Here is an 18,736-nt window from a genome sequence, read left to right on the forward strand (position 1 = left end):
CCGTATTGGCAAGCAGTTATAAAACACGCTACCTTTACAAAAAAGTGAAATAATGGATTTAAATCTAGCAGTGTTAATAGATGGTGACAATATACCATCGGCCTATGTGAAGGAAATGATGGAAGAGATAGCCAAATACGGTAACCCTACCATTAAAAGAATTTATGGTGATTGGACCAATCCTCGCTTGGGAAAATGGAAGAACGTACTACTGGAAAATGCCATAACGCCCATACAACAATACGGCTATACACAGGGTAAGAATGCAACGGATTCTGCCATGATTATCGACGCTATGGATATATTATACTCCGGAAAAGTCAATGGTTTTTGTATCGTAAGCAGCGACAGTGATTTCACACGTTTGGCCACTAGGTTAAGGGAAGCCGGTATGCAAGTATTCGGAATCGGGGAGCGTAAGACTCCTAACCCGTTTATTGTTGCCTGTGATAAGTTTATCTATATCGAAATTTTAAAAAGTCAGGCAGAAGAATCTGCTGGAACGGGGGGTGAAAAATCTACTACGGCCAACAGGGTGGACAAGATTACGCCTAAGGAACTTAAGTTTATCTCCAATACCATAGATGATTTGGCAGATGATGACGGTTGGGCATTTTTGGGGGATGTGGGTAGTTTGTTGCAAAAGAAACAGCCCAACTTTGATGCGCGTAATTATGGCTTTCAAAAATTAACACCACTAATAAACTCCATCCCGAATTTTGAGATAGAGCGGAGAGAGGATTCCAAGGGAAGAAATAAACTCATTTATGTTAAGATAAAAGAGAAGAAAAAGAATCGTTTTACAAGATAAAATGGCGGGTCTTTTACAATTAACAGGTTCTATTATGAAAAAACTACTATATGTTCTTGGTATCCTTGTTATCATGATTTGTTGTAAAAGTGAGCAACAGGTGTCTACCACACCGGATGCCAACGGTGCTATTGATAGCCTGTTCGCGGAGTTTTATTCCTTCAAAAAAAGTATTAACCCCATAGAAGCTACGAAAGCGGGGTATCAAAAATATAACGACACTGTTGCCAACTATATTTCTGATGATTATCAATTGCACCTAAAAGACCGATACACTTATTTTTTAGATGTCCTTTCTCAGTATGACTCCTTAAGTTTGAGTTCTGAGAACTGGATGAGCCTTAAGGTGATGGAGTGGGACTGTAGTATTAAATTAGAGGGTTTAATGAACCCACTGACCACGATTGCCTCTCCTATCTATGACCTCCCTAGTTTTGAATTAATGCCCTTATTTCAGATTCAATCGCTGCATTTATATATGGCGCAATTAGGTGCGGGTTCAAGTGTACAGCCTTTTAAAACGGAAAAGGATTATAGCAATTGGTTGCAACGTTTAGAGGACTATTTGGTTTTTCTGGATACCTGTATCACCAAGATGGAAGAAGGTGTGGAGCAGGATGTCGTTTTGCCAAAAACACTTACTTTGAAGATGCTCCCTCAGGTTCGGTCCTTCATCGATGTACCTCTAGAGGATAATTTATTCTATACGCCCGTGCTGAACATCCCTGAAACTATTTCAGATGCAAGGCAAGAGGCTATAGTAAAAGCGTATGACGCCTTTATTTCCGATAAACTTGTGCCAAAATATAAAGAACTCCACAGTTTTTTGCGAGATACGTATTTGCCTGCCTGTAGAGAAACGGACGGTATAGGAGATTTACCCAATGGAGCGGATACCTATGACTATTTGATACGTTTACACACCACGACCAAACTAACCGCCGACGAGATACATGATTTAGGCCTAAAAGAAGTGGCCCGAATCAGCGGAGAGATGGAAAAGGTAAAAGCTGAAATAGGATTTAAAGGTGATTTGAAATCATTTTTTGAGTTCATCAGGGCTAACGAAGACTTAAAACCTTTTAAGAAACCAGAGGAGGTAATCGCTAATTTCAATGCGATTAAGGAGCGAATTTATATCCGACTGGATTCCGTCTTCACAACTAAACCAAAAGCAGGTTTTGAAGTAAGAAGGACAGAAGCGTTTAGAGAAGCTTCTGCCAGCGCTGAATATGTGCCTGGATCCAAGGACGGTGTTAGGCCAGGTACTTTTTATGTACCTATTCCCAACGTGGCAGAATTCAATACCCTCCAGAATGAAGCTTTGTTTCTTCATGAGGCCGTTCCGGGGCATCATTACCAATTATCACTTCAACAGGAAAATACGAATTTACCCGAGTTTTTGCATCCAGAAAGTATGGGCGTATTTGTAGAAGGATGGGCACTGTACGCGGAATCTTTAGGTAAAGAATTGGGATTATATGAAGACCCCTACCAATATTTTGGAATGCTCAGTATGGAAATGCACAGGGCCATTAGACTAGTGGTGGATACGGGTATAAATGCAAAGGGTTGGACTAGGGAAGAGGCCATAGCATATTCCTTGAATAACGAGGCGGAATCCGAAGAGGGGGTCATTTCTGAAATAGAACGCTATATGGCGACTCCGGGCCAAGCGTTATCCTACAAAATAGGACAACTTAAAATACAGGAATTAAGAGTAAAGTCCCAGAAAGCGCTGGGAGCTAAATTCGATATTAGACTTTTCCATGACCAAGTACTTAATTCTGGTAGCTTGCCTTTAGTATTGCTAGAGAAAAAAATCAATAAATGGATCAATAACATGAAGTGATATCTATCATCATTAAAAAGTTTAAAGATTTGGAATATTTTTAAGACTTCTGCGTTATGTAAAAACAACCAGTCATTTCTAAGATGAAAAAGTATCGTAGTTTTCTAAAGATTACCATGTTGGTTTTTGCAGTAATGTCAGTGGTATACACCTCTTTCGCAAGTTCCAATTCATCAGGCAATGTGTTAAGTACAACAAAAAAGGAAAATCCTTTTGGGGTATGGCTATACACCGCTGAGGGTACTTCTCCTGAATATAGAACGGGTATGTTCTTTATTCGCGAAGAAAATGGTGAACATATTGTTGAGGTACAATTGGACACCGGAACCTTATCAGGTCAAGATGTACAGGTGAGCAACGATATGATTAAATTTAATATGAACATTGAGGGTCTAGAACGTATTTCTGTAGTCTTAATGGTAAGCGGAAACACTATCGAGGGAGAGACCTCCTCAGCTCGTGGAATATATAAGATTAGCGGTACCAGAAAAATACCGCCACAATAAATTTTCAAGATTCATTACATTCATAAAAAAAGGCCGGAGCTATTGCTCCGGCCTTTTTAATTCTAAACTTTTTGTATTACCACATTACTGGCACCGCAACACGGGTCATATCCCAACCCAGGACCATATGAGCGCCCCCATCTACCTCTTTAAAAGTGATGGAGAATTCTTCTAGAGCATTATCGTCCGTACTTGCCGCAGCAGTAACACGCGCTACGTCAAAAGTATCCTCGTAGAAATAAGCTCCCCATTGGTTTAATTGGCTATGAAGAATTACCGTCCACTCCTTTTCTCCTGGAATGGTAAGCAAGGCATAGGTTCCTGCTTTTATGTCTTTTCCACCGAATTTTACATCCTTATAGAATGTAATTTCAGGAGCTTCGTTAGCACCTGTTCTCCACACTTGTCCAACAGGAGCAAGCTCAGATAGGGAACGTCCCTTTAATTGTGGGCGACCATAGGAAATTCTAACCACTTTTTCGGAAACCTTGTAGTCGCTAGGGTAAGAAGCCATATCCAAAGGACTTTTATCCAATCCAGAAAATTTCTGTGCGCTTGCGGTGGTTGTAAAAACCAAGGCAAAAATAAATGTAGTAAGTACTAATAATCTTTTCATAATTAATGTTTGTTTTTAAAGTATTCCAAAACTAAGTAGTTCGTTCAGTTTTATGTGATAAAAAGTCGTTAAAATTTTCCTGCCTTACAGAATGATTAAATTTTCAGAGAATACCGGTTATTTGCTAATTTTTTTACTATTTAATTTAGATTTTAATTGATAATTGTAATAGATATGCATGTTATTGTTTAATTATTGAAAGTTTATATTCATATTTGACTCTTAAATTGATATAATAAGAGAGATTATGTGTGGAATTGTATGCGCATTCGACGTAAAGGAAAGTACAGAGGTCTTAAGGCCTCAATTGTTGGAAATGTCAAAAAAAATTAGACATAGAGGTCCGGATTGGAATGGAATATATTCTAATGAGAAAGCTGTTTTGGCGCATGAGCGTTTGGCTATTGTAGACCCCGCTTCCGGAAAACAACCATTGTTAAGTGCCGATGGTTCATTGGTGCTAGCCGCAAACGGAGAGATTTACAATCATAGGGAACTACGCAAGCAGTTTGAAGGTACTTATGATTTTAAAACAGAATCCGATTGCGAAGTGATTTTAGCGCTATATCAGGAAAAAGGAGTTTCTTTCTTGGATGAAATGAACGGTATTTTCGGATTTACCATTTATGATGCCGCCAAGGATGAGTACTTCGTGGCTCGTGACCATATGGGAATTATTCCGTTGTACATGGGATGGGATCAAAATGGAACATTTTATGTTGCTTCGGAATTAAAGGCGTTGGAAGGGACTTGTACCAAAATAGAACTATTTCCCCCAGGGCATTACCTGCATAGTTCGGATGGTGAGCTTAAAAAATGGTACTCTAGGGATTGGATGGAATATGATGCCGTTAAGGAGAACGAGACCAGCATACAGGAAATAAAGGAGGCCTTGGAGGCAGCCGTTCACAGACAATTAATGTCAGATGTGCCGTATGGTGTATTACTGTCCGGAGGATTGGATTCCTCTGTAACTTCTGCTATTGCCAAAAAATATGCGCAAAAACGGGTGGAGTCAGATGATACTACAGAGGCCTGGTGGCCGCAGCTCCATTCTTTTTCGGTTGGTTTGGAAGGATCTCCCGATCTCGCTGCCGCACAAAAAGTAGCGGATCACATTGGTACGGTACACCATGAGATAAAGTTCACCATTCAAGAAGGGCTGGATGCTATACGTGATGTCATTTATAATTTGGAAACCTATGATATAACCACCATTAGGGCTTCTACGCCAATGTATTTAATGGCAAGGGTAATAAAATCCATGGGTATTAAGATGGTACTTTCGGGTGAAGGTGCGGATGAGCTTTTCGGAGGGTATCTTTACTTTCATAAAGCTCCAAACCCAAAGGAGTTTCATGAAGAAACGGTGCGTAAACTGGATAAGTTGCATATGTACGATTGTCTCAGGGCAAATAAATCATTGGCGGCTTGGGGAATAGAAGGGCGTGTACCCTTTTTGGATAAGGAGTTCATGGACGTTGCCATGAGAATTAATCCCAAAGATAAGATGATCAATGGAGAGCGTATGGAAAAATGGGTGGTCCGTAAGGCATTTGAAGATATGCTGCCCGAGAGTGTTGCTTGGAGACAGAAGGAACAATTTTCGGACGGAGTTGGTTACAGTTGGATAGATACTCTAAAAGAGGTCGTTGCTACCGAAGTCTCTGACGAGCAGTTGGCCAATGCAAAATTCAGGTTTCCTCTACAAACTCCTACGGCGAAAGAGGAATTCTATTACCGCTCTATTTTTGAACAACACTTTCCATCAGATGCGGCTGCGTTATGCGTTCCACAGGAACCTTCGGTAGCCTGTAGTACCAAGATAGCCTTAGAGTGGGACGAGGCCTTTAAAAATATGAACGACCCGTCCGGTAGGGCAGTGGCTGCCGTGCATGACGATGCTTATGTAAAATAATCGTTGTATCGGAAGATAATGCTATGCTTTCTTTTCGAAGAGCGTAGTATTTTTTATTTAATTAGTCCGTGTAAAGGTGTCATATGTTGACACCTTTACTAGTTCTAGAATGTTAAAGATAAAAGTATTGTACCGGTGCATATTTTCACTCAGTTTGTATTAAGAATAGGATACCTTCAACTTTTCAATAAAATCTCATAAAATAATTGCAGAAACATAGATTCTCTTTTCCAAAAATCAACCTAAAAAGAAATACAGAGGTTTATAAATTGAAAGAATAAATCCTACACTAAAATGTTTTTTCTTTTATCGAGGATAACTCAGAACAATTCAATTTTAACCTCCTTTTTATCGATTCAAAATATGGCTTAATTTTCCACAATTTTTGTTAATAACTTCATGATGGTGAAATAGACAAAACGCTATATTCTATAGGCTATTCCGTATATTTGTAAGATTGCGAAATTTAAAGTAAACAACTTTTATTTATATGAGCGAAGAAGCGAAAAACGAGGACGAGGCAAAGAAGGATGATGCGGTAAATAAAGTGCCAGAAATTACAGGCAAGGACTATTCTGCAGATAGTATTCAGGCCTTGGAAGGTATGGAGCATGTACGCATGCGACCATCAATGTATATAGGAGATGTTGGTGTAAGAGGTTTGCACCATTTGGTGTATGAAGTCGTGGATAATTCCATCGATGAGGCCATGGGTGGACACTGTGATAGAATTTCGGTAACCATCAACGAAGATAATTCCATTACTACCAGGGATAATGGTAGGGGTATTCCTGTTGGGATGCATAAGAAAGAAGGCGTATCTGCACTAGAAGTCGTAATGACCAAAATTGGTGCAGGTGGTAAATTCGATAAGGATTCTTATAAGGTATCCGGTGGTCTGCACGGTGTTGGTGTTTCTTGTGTAAACGCTTTATCCAGTCATTTAAGGGCTACGGTCTTCAAGGACGGAAAAATATGGGAACAGGAATACGAGCGTGGTAAGGCACTATATCCGGTGAAGACCATAGGAGAGTGTACTGAAGAAGATAGGGGAACCGAGGTTACCTTCTTGCCGGACACTACCATCTTTACACAGACAATAGAGTATAGTTACGAGACGCTGTCTAGCAGAATGCGTGAACTCTCTTATTTAAATAAGGGCGTTACCATTACCATAACGGATAAAAGGCAGAAAGATGACAAAGGAGAATTCGTTTCTGAGGTCTTCCACTCAACAGAAGGCTTAAAGGAGTTCGTTAAGTTTTTAGATGGTAATAGAGAATCACTGATACAGAACGTGATTTCAATGGAAGGGGAAAAGAATGATATTCCCGTGGAAGTTGCCATGATTTACAATACAAGTTACACGGAGAATTTGCATTCCTATGTAAACAATATAAACACGCACGAAGGAGGTACACATTTATCCGGTTTCAGAAGGGGTTTAACCTCTACCTTAAAGAAGTATGCGGATTCTTCTGGAATGTTAGATAAGTTGAAGTTTGAAATACAAGGGGATGATTTCCGTGAGGGATTAACAGCTATAGTTTCCGTTAAGGTCGCCGAGCCACAGTTTGAAGGTCAGACCAAAACAAAACTAGGTAATAGGGAAGTGTCATCAGCGGTAAGTCAAGCGGTTTCCGAGATGCTGACCAATTATTTGGAAGAACACCCCGAAGATGCTAAAGTCATTATACAAAAAGTTGTGTTAGCGGCTACAGCCAGACATGCGGCCACTAAGGCCCGTGAAATGGTGCAGCGTAAGACCGTAATGAGCATAGGAGGGCTGCCGGGGAAATTATCGGATTGTTCTGAGCAAGACCCCGCACAGTGCGAGGTATTCTTAGTTGAGGGAGATTCTGCAGGCGGTACGGCAAAACAAGGTCGCGATAGAAAGTTCCAAGCAATTTTGCCCCTTCGTGGTAAAATTCTGAACGTGGAAAAAGCGATGCCTCACCGAGTTTTCGAAAATGAGGAAATAAAGAATATTTATACCGCTCTGGGGGTGACCATAGGTACGGAGGAGGACAGTAAGGCCCTGAATCTAGAAAAACTACGTTATCATAAAGTGGTGATTATGTGTGATGCCGATGTTGATGGTAGTCACATTGAAACACTCATCCTAACGTTTTTCTTTAGATATATGAGAGAACTCATAGAGGGAGGTCATGTTTACATAGCCACACCTCCTTTATATCTTGTGAAGAAAGGACAGAAAAAACGTTACGCTTGGAATGATGAGGAACGTGATGCTATAGCGGATTCTTACAGCGGAGGGGTTAGTATTCAGCGTTATAAAGGTCTGGGTGAGATGAATGCGGAACAATTATGGGATACGACCATGAATCCGGATTTTAGGACCCTACGTCAAATTACCATTGAAAATGCAACGGAAACCGACCGCGTATTTTCTATGTTAATGGGCGATGAGGTGCCGCCAAGAAGAGAATTTATTGAGAAAAATGCTGTTTATGCGAACATTGACACATAGAAATTGATACTTACACAACAAAAACCTGCGGCAACAACTCAGGTTTTTTAGTTTTAGTAAAAATTTAAAAAATGAAGTATTTACTTACAGGAATTTTAACGTGTAGTTTTTCTTTCCTTATCGCGCAAACGGACTTCAACGAGGTATTTGCTGCAGGAGTGGAAGATGCGGAACAATTTACAACAGACTATTTGTCACCGGTTTCTGAAAGCGCGGTGTTTAACATGGCCACCGGATGGTATAATTCAGCAGATGCCAAACCCCTAGGTGGTTTTGAAATCTCTGTAATAGGAAGTATTACAGGTTTTAAGAATAAACAGGACAAAAAAAGCTTTATTCTTGATCCTAATGATTACGAAAACCTCGATTTTGTGGACAATTCCGGGACAGCAAGGCCAGTTTCTTCCGCTCTCGGTGATTTAGAAGGTATAAGGGTATTTGTGGAAGTAGAGGTAGGTCCAGGCCTACCACCGGAACGTCGAGAATTTGAATTGCCGACGGGACTTTCAGCGGAAGGTTTGGATTTTATACCATCAGGTTATCTACAGGGTAGTGTGGGGCTTATAAAAGGTACGGAGATAAAGGCGCGATTTCTGCCTAAAATTGAATACGAAGGCGCCTCTGTGGGTATCATAGGTTTTGGTCTTCAGCACGATTTTACCAAACTGTTACCGGCGGACAAGATTTTACCGGTAGCTATTTCCGCTGTAATCGGCTATACTAAAATTTCCGGCGATTATGATCTTACGGAAGTTTCTACGATAGGTGGGAGTGACCAAAGACTTGAATCGGATATTAGTACCTGGGCATTCAATGCTGTAGTATCAACCAAACTACCCATCATAAATTTTTACGGAGGTCTAGGGTATGTTACGGGAAAATCCGTAACCGATGTCTTAGGAGATTATACTGTTGGAATTGGACCTTTTGCAAGGACCGAGACGGATCCTTTTTCCATAACTCAAAAAACAAACGGTGTAACCGGTAACGTGGGTGCCAAGCTTAAGCTAGGTTTCTTTAGGTTAAACGCAGATTATACCCTGGCGGAGTTCAATACGTTGACTTTTGGTCTGAACTTTGGGTTTAGATAATAAGTAATAAGCAACAAACTTAAAACCTCCTTGGCTATTTCTGTAGTCTAGGAGGTTTTTTATTGATCTTAATTGAAAATACAAAGAGCCTGCCCAAATTGCTCCGAACAGACTCTTTCCCATGGCCCTATTAAAATTGTTTATTCCTTTATGGCTAACAAATCACCATCAGTCTTTTGTAATAATACACCTTGTTCATTGTTTTGAATGGTGACCATATCGTTAGGTTTATCTTCAAGACCTCTATATTCTACGGTATAGATGCCATTCTCCTGGGACCATTTAAAATCGGTTTTGAGAGTAATGTCGTTTCCATTGATTTCGTGATATCTACCCAAGTAGACATCGTTGAAAATCCATTCTTTTCGTACTGTTGTCTTGGAAGTGCTTTCTTCGGACAAGGTTGATGCTTCAACCCATATACCGATTATAGGGTCATCGTTCTGCTCTATACGAGAGCAATTAGCAGATAAAACTATGGCAATAATTGCCATTAAAGAAAATAGTTTCTTCATAGTTAAGTAGGTTATTGGAATTTGGGATTCCTTTAACGATAACGGCTAGTTGTATTTTAATAGTATTAAAATTCGTTGTATGGTAACTATTTGACGTTTTCTTCGTTAAACGGTTCGTTTTTTTGAGGCGAATGTCACTTCATCGATAGTTTTCATGAAGATTTAAGGCAATTAAAGAGCTGTTTGCGTTCTATTTTTGATCAATAAATAACTATTTTTGACCTACTTATTATAGAAATAGAAAAACGTACATATTTTAACAATAACTAAATTAGTATAGATGAAGGTTACAGTAGTAGGAGCAGGAGCGGTAGGAGCAAGTTGTGCTGAGTACATTGCAATTAAGGATTTTGCATCGGAAGTTGTTCTTTTAGATATAAAAGAAGGCTACGCGGAGGGCAAGGCAATGGACTTGATGCAAACGGCATCCTTGAACGGTTTTGACACTAAGATTTCGGGTAGTACAAACGATTACTCCAAAACGGCCAATAGTGATATTGCCGTTATTACTTCCGGTATACCAAGAAAACCAGGTATGACAAGGGAGGAATTAATAGGTATAAATGCGGGAATTGTAAAAACCGTTTCCAGTAATTTAATACAACACTCTCCTAATGTTATCCTTATTGTCGTAAGTAACCCAATGGATACAATGACCTACTTGGTACATAAAACTACAGATTTACCAAAAAATAGAATCATTGGAATGGGTGGGGCTTTGGATAGCGCTCGTTTTAAATATCGACTAGCAGAAGCTATGGAAGCACCAATTTCAGATATCGATGGTATGGTCATAGGCGGTCATAGCGATACGGGTATGGTTCCATTAACCTCGCATGCCACTAGAAATAGTATTCGCGTTTCTGAGTTTTTGACAGAAGAGCGTTTAGAACAAGTTGCTGCCGATACCAAAGTTGGTGGCGCTACGCTTACAAAATTACTAGGAACAAGCGCATGGTATGCTCCTGGAGCCGCAGTTTCTGGTCTAGTACAGGCCATTGCTTGCGACCAAAAGAAAATGTTTCCCTGTTCTACCTATCTTGAAGGCGAGTACGGACTAAACGATATTTGTATCGGTGTGCCAGTAATTCTAGGAAAAGATGGTATCGAAAGAATTGTGGATGTTCCTTTAAGCGATGCTGAAAAGACCAAGATGCAGGAAAGTTCTGCAGGAGTTACAAAGACCAACGGCCTGTTGGAATTATAATTTATCTACACAAAATACGTTATTGATAAGCCTTTATAGTTAAACTATGAAGGCTTTTTTTAACGGTATACTTCCAATACAGAGTTATTGTAAAATTATACCGTGTAGTACTTCTTTATTTTTATCTTTGCCGCATGAATTTAAAATGGTACATAAGTACTTTACTTGTTCTGTTATCCTTGATAGGGTTGATATCCGGGCAGCAGACCAAAGTAGTGAATCAAAAGATTGTGCTGCAATTTTCTGATACGGATACTACATCCGGTACCGCTCAGGACGATGCCCTAGCAACAATTACGGCAAAGCTTCAAGCTTTGGGTATTACGGATATTGAGGTTTTGGAGAATACCGATGCGCAGCTGAGTTTACGTTATTACAGTAGTATCGATGCGCGTCAAGTAAAAGAATTCCTTTCTAATTCTGATGAACTGCTACTAAATCTTGAGGAATTGGATAAACTTCCTGTTGATTTTCCCGAAGATGAATTGCCCGAGATGTGTAGTTTGGTGGTTTTAGACCTTCATGAAATCGAAGATGGTTTAAATTTAAACGGAAAGTATGCCTTTAAATCGCATAAGGACGATTATGAACTTCTGAAATTTCCTATAGCGGCCGGCAATATAACAGGGCCGGTTTGGCAAAATTACGCTTACTATGTATCGTACGAGTTTAATAACGGTGTAGCGATTTCAATAGACAATATAACATATATCTTTCCAGAGGTCAGGGCAGGACCTTTAGCTTAAAAACAGGCAAATGGTATGCTTCAATACCTATTCTTAAGCCTTAATACGCAATTAATAATACCAACATTACAATTTAAAACGATATGCCATAGCTATAAAGGCATAGTATATCCAACATAAACAAGAATAAAATGCAAAACAAAGGACTTATCAAGCTATTTGCTTTATTGTTTGGGTTAGTTAGTATCTACCAGCTATCCTATACTTTTATCACCAACAAAGTAGAAAAAGAAGCGGGTGTCTTCGCCGCAAGTAAAATTTCTGAAGCTGAAGAGGATTATATCTCCAAGCGAGAGGCGCTTGAAGCGAGTTATTTAGATTCCATAGGCACTAATCCCATACTTGGTTATACCAATTATGAGGAAGCAAAGAAGAAAGAACTTAATAAAGGTCTGGACCTTAAAGGAGGTATTAATGTAACCCTTCAGATTTCGGTTAAGGATATTTTGAAAGGTTTGGCTAATAACACCAAAAATCCGGTTTTCAACAAGGCATTGGCAGATGCGGATACTGCATCTAAAAACAGTGATGATACCTATATTGAGCTCTTTTTCGAAGCTTTCGACAATATTAAGGGAGAAACAAAACTGGCTTCCCCTGATATTTTTGCCAACAAGGGCTTGAGTGACGAGATTAATTTTCAAATGACTGATGATGAGGTTAAACCTATCATAAGAAGAAAGATAGACGAATCTATAGTTTCGGCTTTCGAGGTACTTCGTGAGCGTATCGATGGATTTGGTGTTACGCAACCCAATATCCAAAGAGAAGGTAATTCTGGCCGTATATTGGTAGAATTACCGGGAGCAAGGGATATAGCTCGTGCACAGGATTTATTATCAAGTACGGCACAGTTAGAATTTTGGGAGACCTATCCGCAAAGTAATACTAGCTTTAGTACATTTTTGATTCAGGCGAACGAAAAATTGAAAAGTATTGTAGAGGTTGATGAGCCAGAACCGGTAAAAGAGGAGTCGGAGTTAGATTCTTTGCTTTCGGATGTTTCTGCGGATTCCTTGGATTTGGCAACACAAGTAAATCCATTGTACGAATTGCTCATACCTGCCAACCCAGGCAGCAACGCAATGTTCCAAGCAGCTATAAAGGATACTGCTACCATAGGCTCTTATCTAAGAATGCCAGAAATTAGGAGATTATTACCGGCAGATATTCAATTTGTAAAATTTGTTTGGGAGAGACCATCTTCGGATGATGTGGAGGTTATCAACTTATACGCTCTTAAATCTAACCGAGACGGAACGCCAAGAATAAGTGGAGATGTAGTTAGTGATGCAAGGGGCGAATTTGACCAGTTCAGTAAGCCGGTAGTCACCATGAACATGAATTCAAAAGGTTCCAAACTTTGGCAGAAACTTACGAGCGATGCCAATGTGAACCAAACGGGTATTGCCGTTGTTCTTGACAATAAGGTTTACACGGCTCCAGGTTGTTCCGTTGTTGGAGGTATTACAGGTGGTAGAACCGAAATCTCCGGGGATTTTACGGTTAATGAAACTAAGGATATAGCAAATGTACTGCGAGCAGGTAAGTTACCAGCTTCTGCTGAGATCATACAATCCGAAATCGTTGGTCCTTCGTTAGGTCAGGAAGCTATAGACAGTGGTTTCATGTCTTTCTTGATCGCCATGGCTATCGTATTGTTATGGATGATTTTCTATTACGGTAAAGCAGGTGCTTTTGCAGATGTTGCCTTATTGTTGAACATCTTACTGATATTCGGAGTTTTAACTTCGTTAAACGCGGTGTTAACCTTACCTGGTATTGCCGGTATCGTACTAACCATTGGTATGTCCGTGGATGCTAACGTTCTTATCTTTGAGCGTATCAAAGAAGAACTGGCAAAAGGAAAAGGAAAGAGTCAGGCTGTTGCCGATGGTTTTGGAAATGCACTATCTTCTATTTTAGATGCGAACATTACCACAGGTCTTACCGCTATTATTCTTTTCATTTTTGGTTCTGGTCCAATTAAAGGATTTGCAACAACATTGATCATAGGTATACTTACCTCTTTGTTTACGGCAATATTCATTACGCGTTTACTAGTGGATTGGTATATTAGTGGTAAGGGAAGAACGCTAGATTTCTCCACGAGCATTACAAAAGGGCTATTCAAGAACCTAAGTATAGATTTCTTGGTGAAGCGCAAGATTGCTTATGTGGTATCAGGTATTTTAGTGGCCGTAGGTCTGTTTTCCCTGTTCTTTGGACCTGGGTTGCAACAAGGTGTTGATTTTGTTGGTGGACGCTCTTATACGGTCCGCTTTGAGCAACCCGTAAATCCCTCTGAAATAGCTTCAGAATTAAATACGGTTTTTGGTAGCGGTACAAATGTTAAAACGTACGGGGAATCTAATCAGATAAAAATAACGACACCCTATAAGGTAGATGTTGAAGGTATTGAAGTAGATGCGGAAATTCAGGATAAACTGTACACATCTTTACAGAAATATTTGCCAGATGGTATAACGGAGCAGGCCTTTAGTGTTGGTAGCGATGATAAATCCATAGGTATTTTACAATCGGTTAAAGTAGGTCCTACCATTGCCGATGATATTAAGAAAAATGCCTTCTTGGCAATCTTAGGTTCGTTAGCAGTAGTTTTCTTATATATTTTACTGCGTTTCCGTAGATGGCAATTCTCTTTAGGAGCGGTTGTAGCCGTTTTTCATGATGTACTCATCGTGCTGGGCGTTTTCTCCATTCTTGGAAAAGTGTTGCCTTTTAACATGGAAATTGACCAAGCTTTTATAGCGGCGATATTAACCGTAATTGGTTATTCCTTGAACGATACCGTGGTTGTTTTTGACCGTATCCGAGAGGTCATCGCGGAGCGTGGCTGGAAAGGTGGTGCCAATATCAATTCCGCCATAAACAGTACACTGGGGAGAACATTGAACACCTCTTTAACTACATTGGTAGTATTACTGGCCATCTTTATTTTTGGTGGAGAATCCCTAAGAGGATTTATGTTCGCTATGATTGTTGGTGTAATCATAGGTACCTACTCTTCGGTATTTATTGCAACACCAATCATGTACGATGCACTTAGTAAAAAGATTACTTCAGGAAGTAAGGAGTAATACGTACTAAAACTAACTCAATATAAAAAGCCGCTATACTTTGAAGTGTAGCGGCTTTTTTATTGGTCTCAAATTGGGGTTCAAAACCCTGCAATTTTATTGCAGAACTTTAGTACTACGAAAAAATCTATACATTCGCTTGTATGGGTTCGAATATAAGAAAAGTTTCACATACCGTAAGTCGTTTAACATGTCATATAGTTTGGTCTACAAAGTATCGATACAAGGTTTTGAAGGGGAATGTTCAAATACGATGTCGTGAACTTCTCATACAGGTTTGCGAGGCTCATGGTATTGAAATACTAAAAGGTGTTGTTAGTTCGGCCACGTACATATGCACGTAGAGTATGCGCCCAATGAGAATGTAAGTTCCATTGTAAAGAGTCTAAAAGGACGCAGTTCCCGAAGACTTCAACAAGAGTTCCCCTCACTGAAAAAGCGATATTGGGGCAATCACTTTTGGGCAAGTGGATACGGAGTATGGAGCAGTGGGAATATTACCGATAAGATGGTAAATGAATATTTGGAACATCACAGGAAGAAAAATAATGATGATAATTCAAATTTTATACTTGAGTGAGTAAAAGGAGGACTTTCAGTCCTGTTTCAAAAAACCCCTGCACTTTTAGTGCAGGGTGGTTTAGTTTTTGATTACTCCAATAGATCCCTTGGGGCTCATCTGTAGTTGGAGGCTTTTATTTGGGTTTAAACCCGGCTCGTCTCGGTGAGACACAAAGATGATGGCGGTATCGGTTTCTTCAGCTATTTTGTTGACCAAGGCCACTAGAAGAGCGGCAGCCTCATCATCCATACCCGTTATGGGTTCATCTAAAATCAATAATGGCGGGTGTTTAACCATAGCTCTCACTGTCATTATTAAACGCTTTTGCCCCAGTGAGCTATCGGCGAAAAGTATGTTTTTTTCAGGCCAAAGGTTTAAAAACTTTAGCCACTCTTGTGCTTTTCTTTTTTAAACTTCAGTGGGTTTTGTGTACAGTCCTATGGAGTCATTGAATCCGGATATGAGCATTTGCTCTATGGAGAATCTACCATTGAATTTATAAGTCATTCCAGGTGAAAAATAGCCCAGCTTCTGTTTGATGTCCCAGACACTTTCCCCTGTGCCCTTTCGCTTTCCGAAAAGTAATATATTTTGGCCGTATGCTTTTGGATTATCTCCCGTAATCATGGATAATAGGGTTGATTTTCCAGAGCCATTATTACCGATTAACTGCCAGAACTCACCTTTCTTAACGGTCCAATTGATATTGGTTAAAATAGCTTTGTCCTCGTACGAAACGGAAACGTTCTTAAATGCTATTAATAATTCATTGTCTATTCGGATAGGTATTATGGCGGCAGGAATTTTTCCGGTAAGAAAATCGCTATGTGGTTTAATAAACGTAGGCATACCACTAATGGATTCTAATCGGTCCCCGTTCAGTCTGGTAAACTGGTTGATAAAAGGTAGGATATCAGTGACCCTGCTAACCAATTGTATAAAAATAAAATCTCCTGAGACTTCCAGTAATAGGTTTTTCAGTTCTTTTTGAAAACTATGGTCAAGACTATCGAACGGATTATCTAGAATGATGTAATCTGGTTTTGACTCTAAAATGTGTCGTAATAGGGCTTTCTTTTGTTCTCCGCTGGACATGGTCCGCAAAGATTGGCCTCGATGCACTATTTTTTGGTCATGACGTTCTTCTTCATCTATTAATTGTGATAACATTACAGGAGAAAACAAGGCGCCTTTTTTTGTTCCTAAAAACTTGAAATAAGAATGTTCGTTCCTGCGTATGGCATGAATAAGCCCCTTCTTTTGAGATTTGTTGTCAATAAGTACGGCGCAGTGTTTTTTCATGTTAGGTGTTGATTCCAAAAATATGAACTGGATTATTCTTGTAGGTGGTAGTTTTTTCTAAGAGCATTCCATTTTTTAGTGCTACTCTTTGCGAGGGGATATTATCAATATGAATGATTGAAATCAAATGTGAGGCCCATCGTTGCGAAAAAGCGTATTGCTTGCACTTTTGGGCTGCTTCAAAAGCGTATCCCTGTTGCCAATACTGTGGTAAAATAGAATAACCTATCTCTAATTCACGCACTTCGTCGACCTCTTGAACAAGAAGTCCGCATAGCCCAATGAGAACCCCTTCATTTTTGCAGATAAGTGCGTTCATACCACCTAAACCTTGTTCATAGCGTTCAAACGCGCGATTAAATTGTTCTCTGCAAGCCACCTCAGGGTCTATCGGTAGTCCATCCCAGAATTGTGAACTGAGTGGTTCTTGATGAAACGGAAGCCAATCATTAAAATCGGAAGCCAATACTTTTCTATAGTACAATCGCTCCGTTTCTTGACCCTCCAAAAGGGAGTTCATACCTCTATTTTCTTGTAAACGTAATTTGGTCACCTATTTCTAAGGTTAGGCTTTCCGAGAGACCGGCATTAATTTCTAGAACATATTTAATGGGTACTTGGGAGGAAAGGCCATTTTCATCAAAAGGCTGCGCATTCTCCTGAAAACTGGCAATCCTCAGATTTTCATCAATATAGATGATGTCCAGGGGGAATTCCGTATTTTTCATGTAGAACGAGTGCATGGCAACATCGGGAAAAACGAACAGCATGGCCTGATTATCATCCATACCCTTTCTATACATTAGTCCTGTCTGTGTTTCGTAATCCGTCTCAGCAATTTCAATATCAAGATTGACCAACACCGAATCAGTTTCCTGTTTCAGAATCTGTAGTGTACCCTCTTTGGTAAAGGCTATGGTTTCTGTCTTAATAACTTTTTTAGCCTCTTCTTTACAACCGGTTATAGTAGCCAAAAGAAAGATTGATAAAAAGTACCCATTTAAAAATTTCATAGCTACCCTTTTTTAGCAGGTTTGAACATGAAAAACAGACCGATAAAAATAAAAGGAATACTCAACCATTGACCTGTTGAAAGTAGCCCTAGGGATTCTTCAAAACCACCTTGACTTTTCTTAACGAATTCTACAAAGAATCTTATGGTCCAGAGAAGCACTAAAAACAAACCGAACAAATATCCGGATTTGTGTCGCTTGTCCGTTTTCCAATATAGAAGGTATAATATGATGAAAATAAATATGTAGGCGACTCCTTCGTAAACTTGTGCAGGATGGCGATAGGGAATTTCTTCCAGATACTGAGCAAATTGCGGATTATTTTCAATAGCGTAATAAGCGGCATCCAAGGTTTTTTCCTGGGTAACAGCTAATGCCTTGGACGGATGTAAGTCATCTGAATCGCGTATAAACCTCGTGGCGAAAATAAAGTTCTCATCGACTACTTTGCCATTGATTTCAGAATTGAAAAAATTGCCAAAACGAATAAAGGCAATCATTCCAAAAGGTACGACCATTCTATCAAGAAGCCACAGCATACTGAATTCTGGAAACTTTCTTGTAAAAATATACACCGCTACGAACACTCCGATAATAGCACCATGACTTGCTAGGCCAGTAAATCCCGTAAACTCATAACCATCAATCAATCCAAAGAACAGGCTTCCCGCATTACTTTCTCTAATGGGTAATAATATTTCTAACAAATGATTTTTGTAATAAGGCCAGTCATAGAAAAAAACATGCCCCAGCCTAGCTCCTAACATGGTGCCTAAAACCGTATGTATAAAAAGCGAGTCTAATTGTTCTACGGATTTTTTCTCACGAACAAAAATCTTTTTCATTATGTACCATCCCAGAGCAAAAGCTATAATCCACGATAGATTATAATATTTGATCTGTACAAATCCTATATTGAACAATGTCTCGTTCGGATTCCAAGTAATACCTAAGAAATGCATATATTTTGTTTTGAAGGGCTAAGATAAAAAATAGAAACTAGAC

14 protein-coding genes and 2 pseudogenes are annotated in these 18,736 nt (G+C 39.5%); 10 read left to right on the forward strand and 6 right to left on the reverse strand.

The window, feature by feature from the left end; genetic code table 11:
• Positions 1–52: 52 nt before the first annotated feature.
• The 3 genes from BFP77_RS04035 (at position 53) to BFP77_RS04045 (ending at position 3,169) form a co-directional block, all read left to right on the forward strand.
• The gene (locus tag BFP77_RS04035; protein ID WP_099572788.1) at positions 53–811 is read left to right on the forward strand and encodes an NYN domain-containing protein; all 759 of its coding nucleotides are present in this window, start codon (positions 53–55) and stop codon (positions 809–811) included.
• A gap of 34 nt (positions 812–845) precedes the next feature.
• Positions 846–2,663, forward strand: a complete 1,818-nt coding sequence (locus tag BFP77_RS04040) for a DUF885 domain-containing protein (RefSeq protein ID WP_099572852.1) — start codon at positions 846–848, stop codon at positions 2,661–2,663.
• An 83-nt stretch (positions 2,664–2,746) separates the two neighbouring features.
• Entirely contained in the window at positions 2,747–3,169 is a 423-nt protein-coding gene (locus BFP77_RS04045; protein WP_099572789.1) for a hypothetical protein, read from the forward strand.
• 76 nt (positions 3,170–3,245) lie between these two features.
• On the opposite strand, the gene BFP77_RS04050 is transcribed toward BFP77_RS04045, so the two are convergent.
• Entirely contained in the window at positions 3,246–3,785 is a 540-nt protein-coding gene (locus BFP77_RS04050) for a DUF2911 domain-containing protein (RefSeq protein ID WP_099572790.1), read from the reverse strand.
• Between the two features lie 247 nt (positions 3,786–4,032).
• Here BFP77_RS04050 and asnB point away from each other — a divergent pair, with 247 nt between their 5' ends.
• The 3 genes from asnB to BFP77_RS04065 all read left to right on the forward strand — a co-directional run bounded on the left by asnB (position 4,033) and on the right by BFP77_RS04065 (position 9,285).
• Complete coding sequence (gene asnB / locus BFP77_RS04055) at positions 4,033–5,703, forward strand: asparagine synthase B (RefSeq protein WP_099572791.1); 1,671 nt, start codon at positions 4,033–4,035, stop codon at positions 5,701–5,703.
• Positions 5,704–6,193: 490 nt separating this feature from the next.
• Positions 6,194–8,194, forward strand: a complete 2,001-nt coding sequence (gyrB, locus tag BFP77_RS04060) for a DNA topoisomerase (ATP-hydrolyzing) subunit B (protein ID WP_099572792.1) — start codon at positions 6,194–6,196, stop codon at positions 8,192–8,194.
• A 71-nt stretch (positions 8,195–8,265) separates the two neighbouring features.
• Positions 8,266–9,285 carry a DUF6588 family protein gene (locus BFP77_RS04065; protein ID WP_099572793.1) on the forward strand — a complete coding sequence of 340 codons (1,020 nt, stop codon included), beginning with the start codon at positions 8,266–8,268 and terminating at the stop codon, positions 9,283–9,285.
• A 140-nt stretch (positions 9,286–9,425) separates the two neighbouring features.
• Here the strand turns inward: BFP77_RS04065 and BFP77_RS04070 are convergent, their stop codons facing one another.
• A complete protein-coding gene (locus tag BFP77_RS04070) occupies positions 9,426–9,800 on the reverse strand; it encodes a hypothetical protein (RefSeq protein ID WP_099572794.1) in 375 nt (124 codons plus the stop codon).
• Positions 9,801–10,080: 280 nt separating this feature from the next.
• Here BFP77_RS04070 and BFP77_RS04075 point away from each other — a divergent pair, with 280 nt between their 5' ends.
• The 4 genes and pseudogenes from BFP77_RS04075 (at position 10,081) to tnpA (ending at position 15,434) form a co-directional block, all read left to right on the forward strand.
• Positions 10,081–11,007, forward strand: a complete 927-nt coding sequence (locus BFP77_RS04075) for a malate dehydrogenase (RefSeq protein ID WP_099572795.1) — start codon at positions 10,081–10,083, stop codon at positions 11,005–11,007.
• A gap of 134 nt (positions 11,008–11,141) precedes the next feature.
• Positions 11,142–11,753, forward strand: a complete 612-nt coding sequence (locus tag BFP77_RS04080; protein ID WP_099572796.1) for a hypothetical protein — start codon at positions 11,142–11,144, stop codon at positions 11,751–11,753.
• A gap of 131 nt (positions 11,754–11,884) precedes the next feature.
• Complete coding sequence (gene secDF / locus BFP77_RS04085; protein WP_099572797.1) at positions 11,885–14,854, forward strand: protein translocase subunit SecDF; 2,970 nt, start codon at positions 11,885–11,887, stop codon at positions 14,852–14,854.
• Between the two features lie 143 nt (positions 14,855–14,997).
• Positions 14,998–15,434: pseudogene (gene tnpA, locus BFP77_RS04090) on the forward strand (IS200/IS605 family transposase).
• A gap of 60 nt (positions 15,435–15,494) precedes the next feature.
• On the opposite strand, the pseudogene BFP77_RS04095 reads toward tnpA, so the two are convergent.
• From BFP77_RS04095 to lgt, 4 genes and pseudogenes are all read right to left on the reverse strand, one after another.
• A pseudogene (locus BFP77_RS04095) lies at positions 15,495–16,718 on the reverse strand (ATP-binding cassette domain-containing protein).
• A 1-nt stretch (position 16,719) separates the two neighbouring features.
• Positions 16,720–17,271: a GNAT family N-acetyltransferase gene (locus BFP77_RS04100; protein WP_306475411.1), complete on the reverse strand. Its 552-nt coding sequence runs from the start codon at positions 17,269–17,271 to the stop codon at positions 16,720–16,722.
• Positions 17,243–17,731, reverse strand: a complete 489-nt coding sequence (locus BFP77_RS04105; protein WP_099572798.1) for a DUF192 domain-containing protein — start codon at positions 17,729–17,731, stop codon at positions 17,243–17,245. Before BFP77_RS04105 ends, BFP77_RS04100 begins: the two co-directional genes overlap by 29 nt.
• 2 nt (positions 17,732–17,733) lie before the next feature.
• Positions 17,734–18,693, reverse strand: a complete 960-nt coding sequence (gene lgt, locus BFP77_RS04110; protein ID WP_099572799.1) for a prolipoprotein diacylglyceryl transferase — start codon at positions 18,691–18,693, stop codon at positions 17,734–17,736.
• Between the last annotated feature and the right edge of the window lie 43 nt (positions 18,694–18,736).

It is taken from the genome of Maribacter sp. 4U21 (genome assembly GCF_002742365.1).
In the GTDB taxonomy this organism is placed as follows: domain Bacteria; phylum Bacteroidota; class Bacteroidia; order Flavobacteriales; family Flavobacteriaceae; genus Maribacter.

What these genes read in the sequence shown, in the direction of transcription:
- BFP77_RS04065 (WP_099572793.1), top strand. Translation starts at nt 8,266, where the DNA reads ATGAAGTATTTACTTACAGGAATTTTAACGTGTAGTTTTTCTTTCCTT.
- BFP77_RS04040 (WP_099572852.1), top strand. Translation starts at nt 846, where the DNA reads ATGAAAAAACTACTATATGTTCTTGGTATCCTTGTTATCATGATTTGT.
- gyrB (WP_099572792.1), top strand. Translation starts at nt 6,194, where the DNA reads ATGAGCGAAGAAGCGAAAAACGAGGACGAGGCAAAGAAGGATGATGCG.
- BFP77_RS04050 (WP_099572790.1), bottom strand. Translation starts at nt 3,785, where the DNA reads ATGAAAAGATTATTAGTACTTACTACATTTATTTTTGCCTTGGTTTTT.
- asnB (WP_099572791.1), top strand. Translation starts at nt 4,033, where the DNA reads ATGTGTGGAATTGTATGCGCATTCGACGTAAAGGAAAGTACAGAGGTC.
- BFP77_RS04045 (WP_099572789.1), top strand. Translation starts at nt 2,747, where the DNA reads ATGAAAAAGTATCGTAGTTTTCTAAAGATTACCATGTTGGTTTTTGCA.
- lgt (WP_099572799.1), bottom strand. Translation starts at nt 18,693, where the DNA reads ATGCATTTCTTAGGTATTACTTGGAATCCGAACGAGACATTGTTCAAT.
- BFP77_RS04070 (WP_099572794.1), bottom strand. Translation starts at nt 9,800, where the DNA reads ATGAAGAAACTATTTTCTTTAATGGCAATTATTGCCATAGTTTTATCT.
- secDF (WP_099572797.1), top strand. Translation starts at nt 11,885, where the DNA reads ATGCAAAACAAAGGACTTATCAAGCTATTTGCTTTATTGTTTGGGTTA.
- BFP77_RS04080 (WP_099572796.1), top strand. Translation starts at nt 11,142, where the DNA reads ATGAATTTAAAATGGTACATAAGTACTTTACTTGTTCTGTTATCCTTG.
- BFP77_RS04105 (WP_099572798.1), bottom strand. Translation starts at nt 17,731, where the DNA reads ATGAAATTTTTAAATGGGTACTTTTTATCAATCTTTCTTTTGGCTACT.
- BFP77_RS04075 (WP_099572795.1), top strand. Translation starts at nt 10,081, where the DNA reads ATGAAGGTTACAGTAGTAGGAGCAGGAGCGGTAGGAGCAAGTTGTGCT.
- BFP77_RS04035 (WP_099572788.1), top strand. Translation starts at nt 53, where the DNA reads ATGGATTTAAATCTAGCAGTGTTAATAGATGGTGACAATATACCATCG.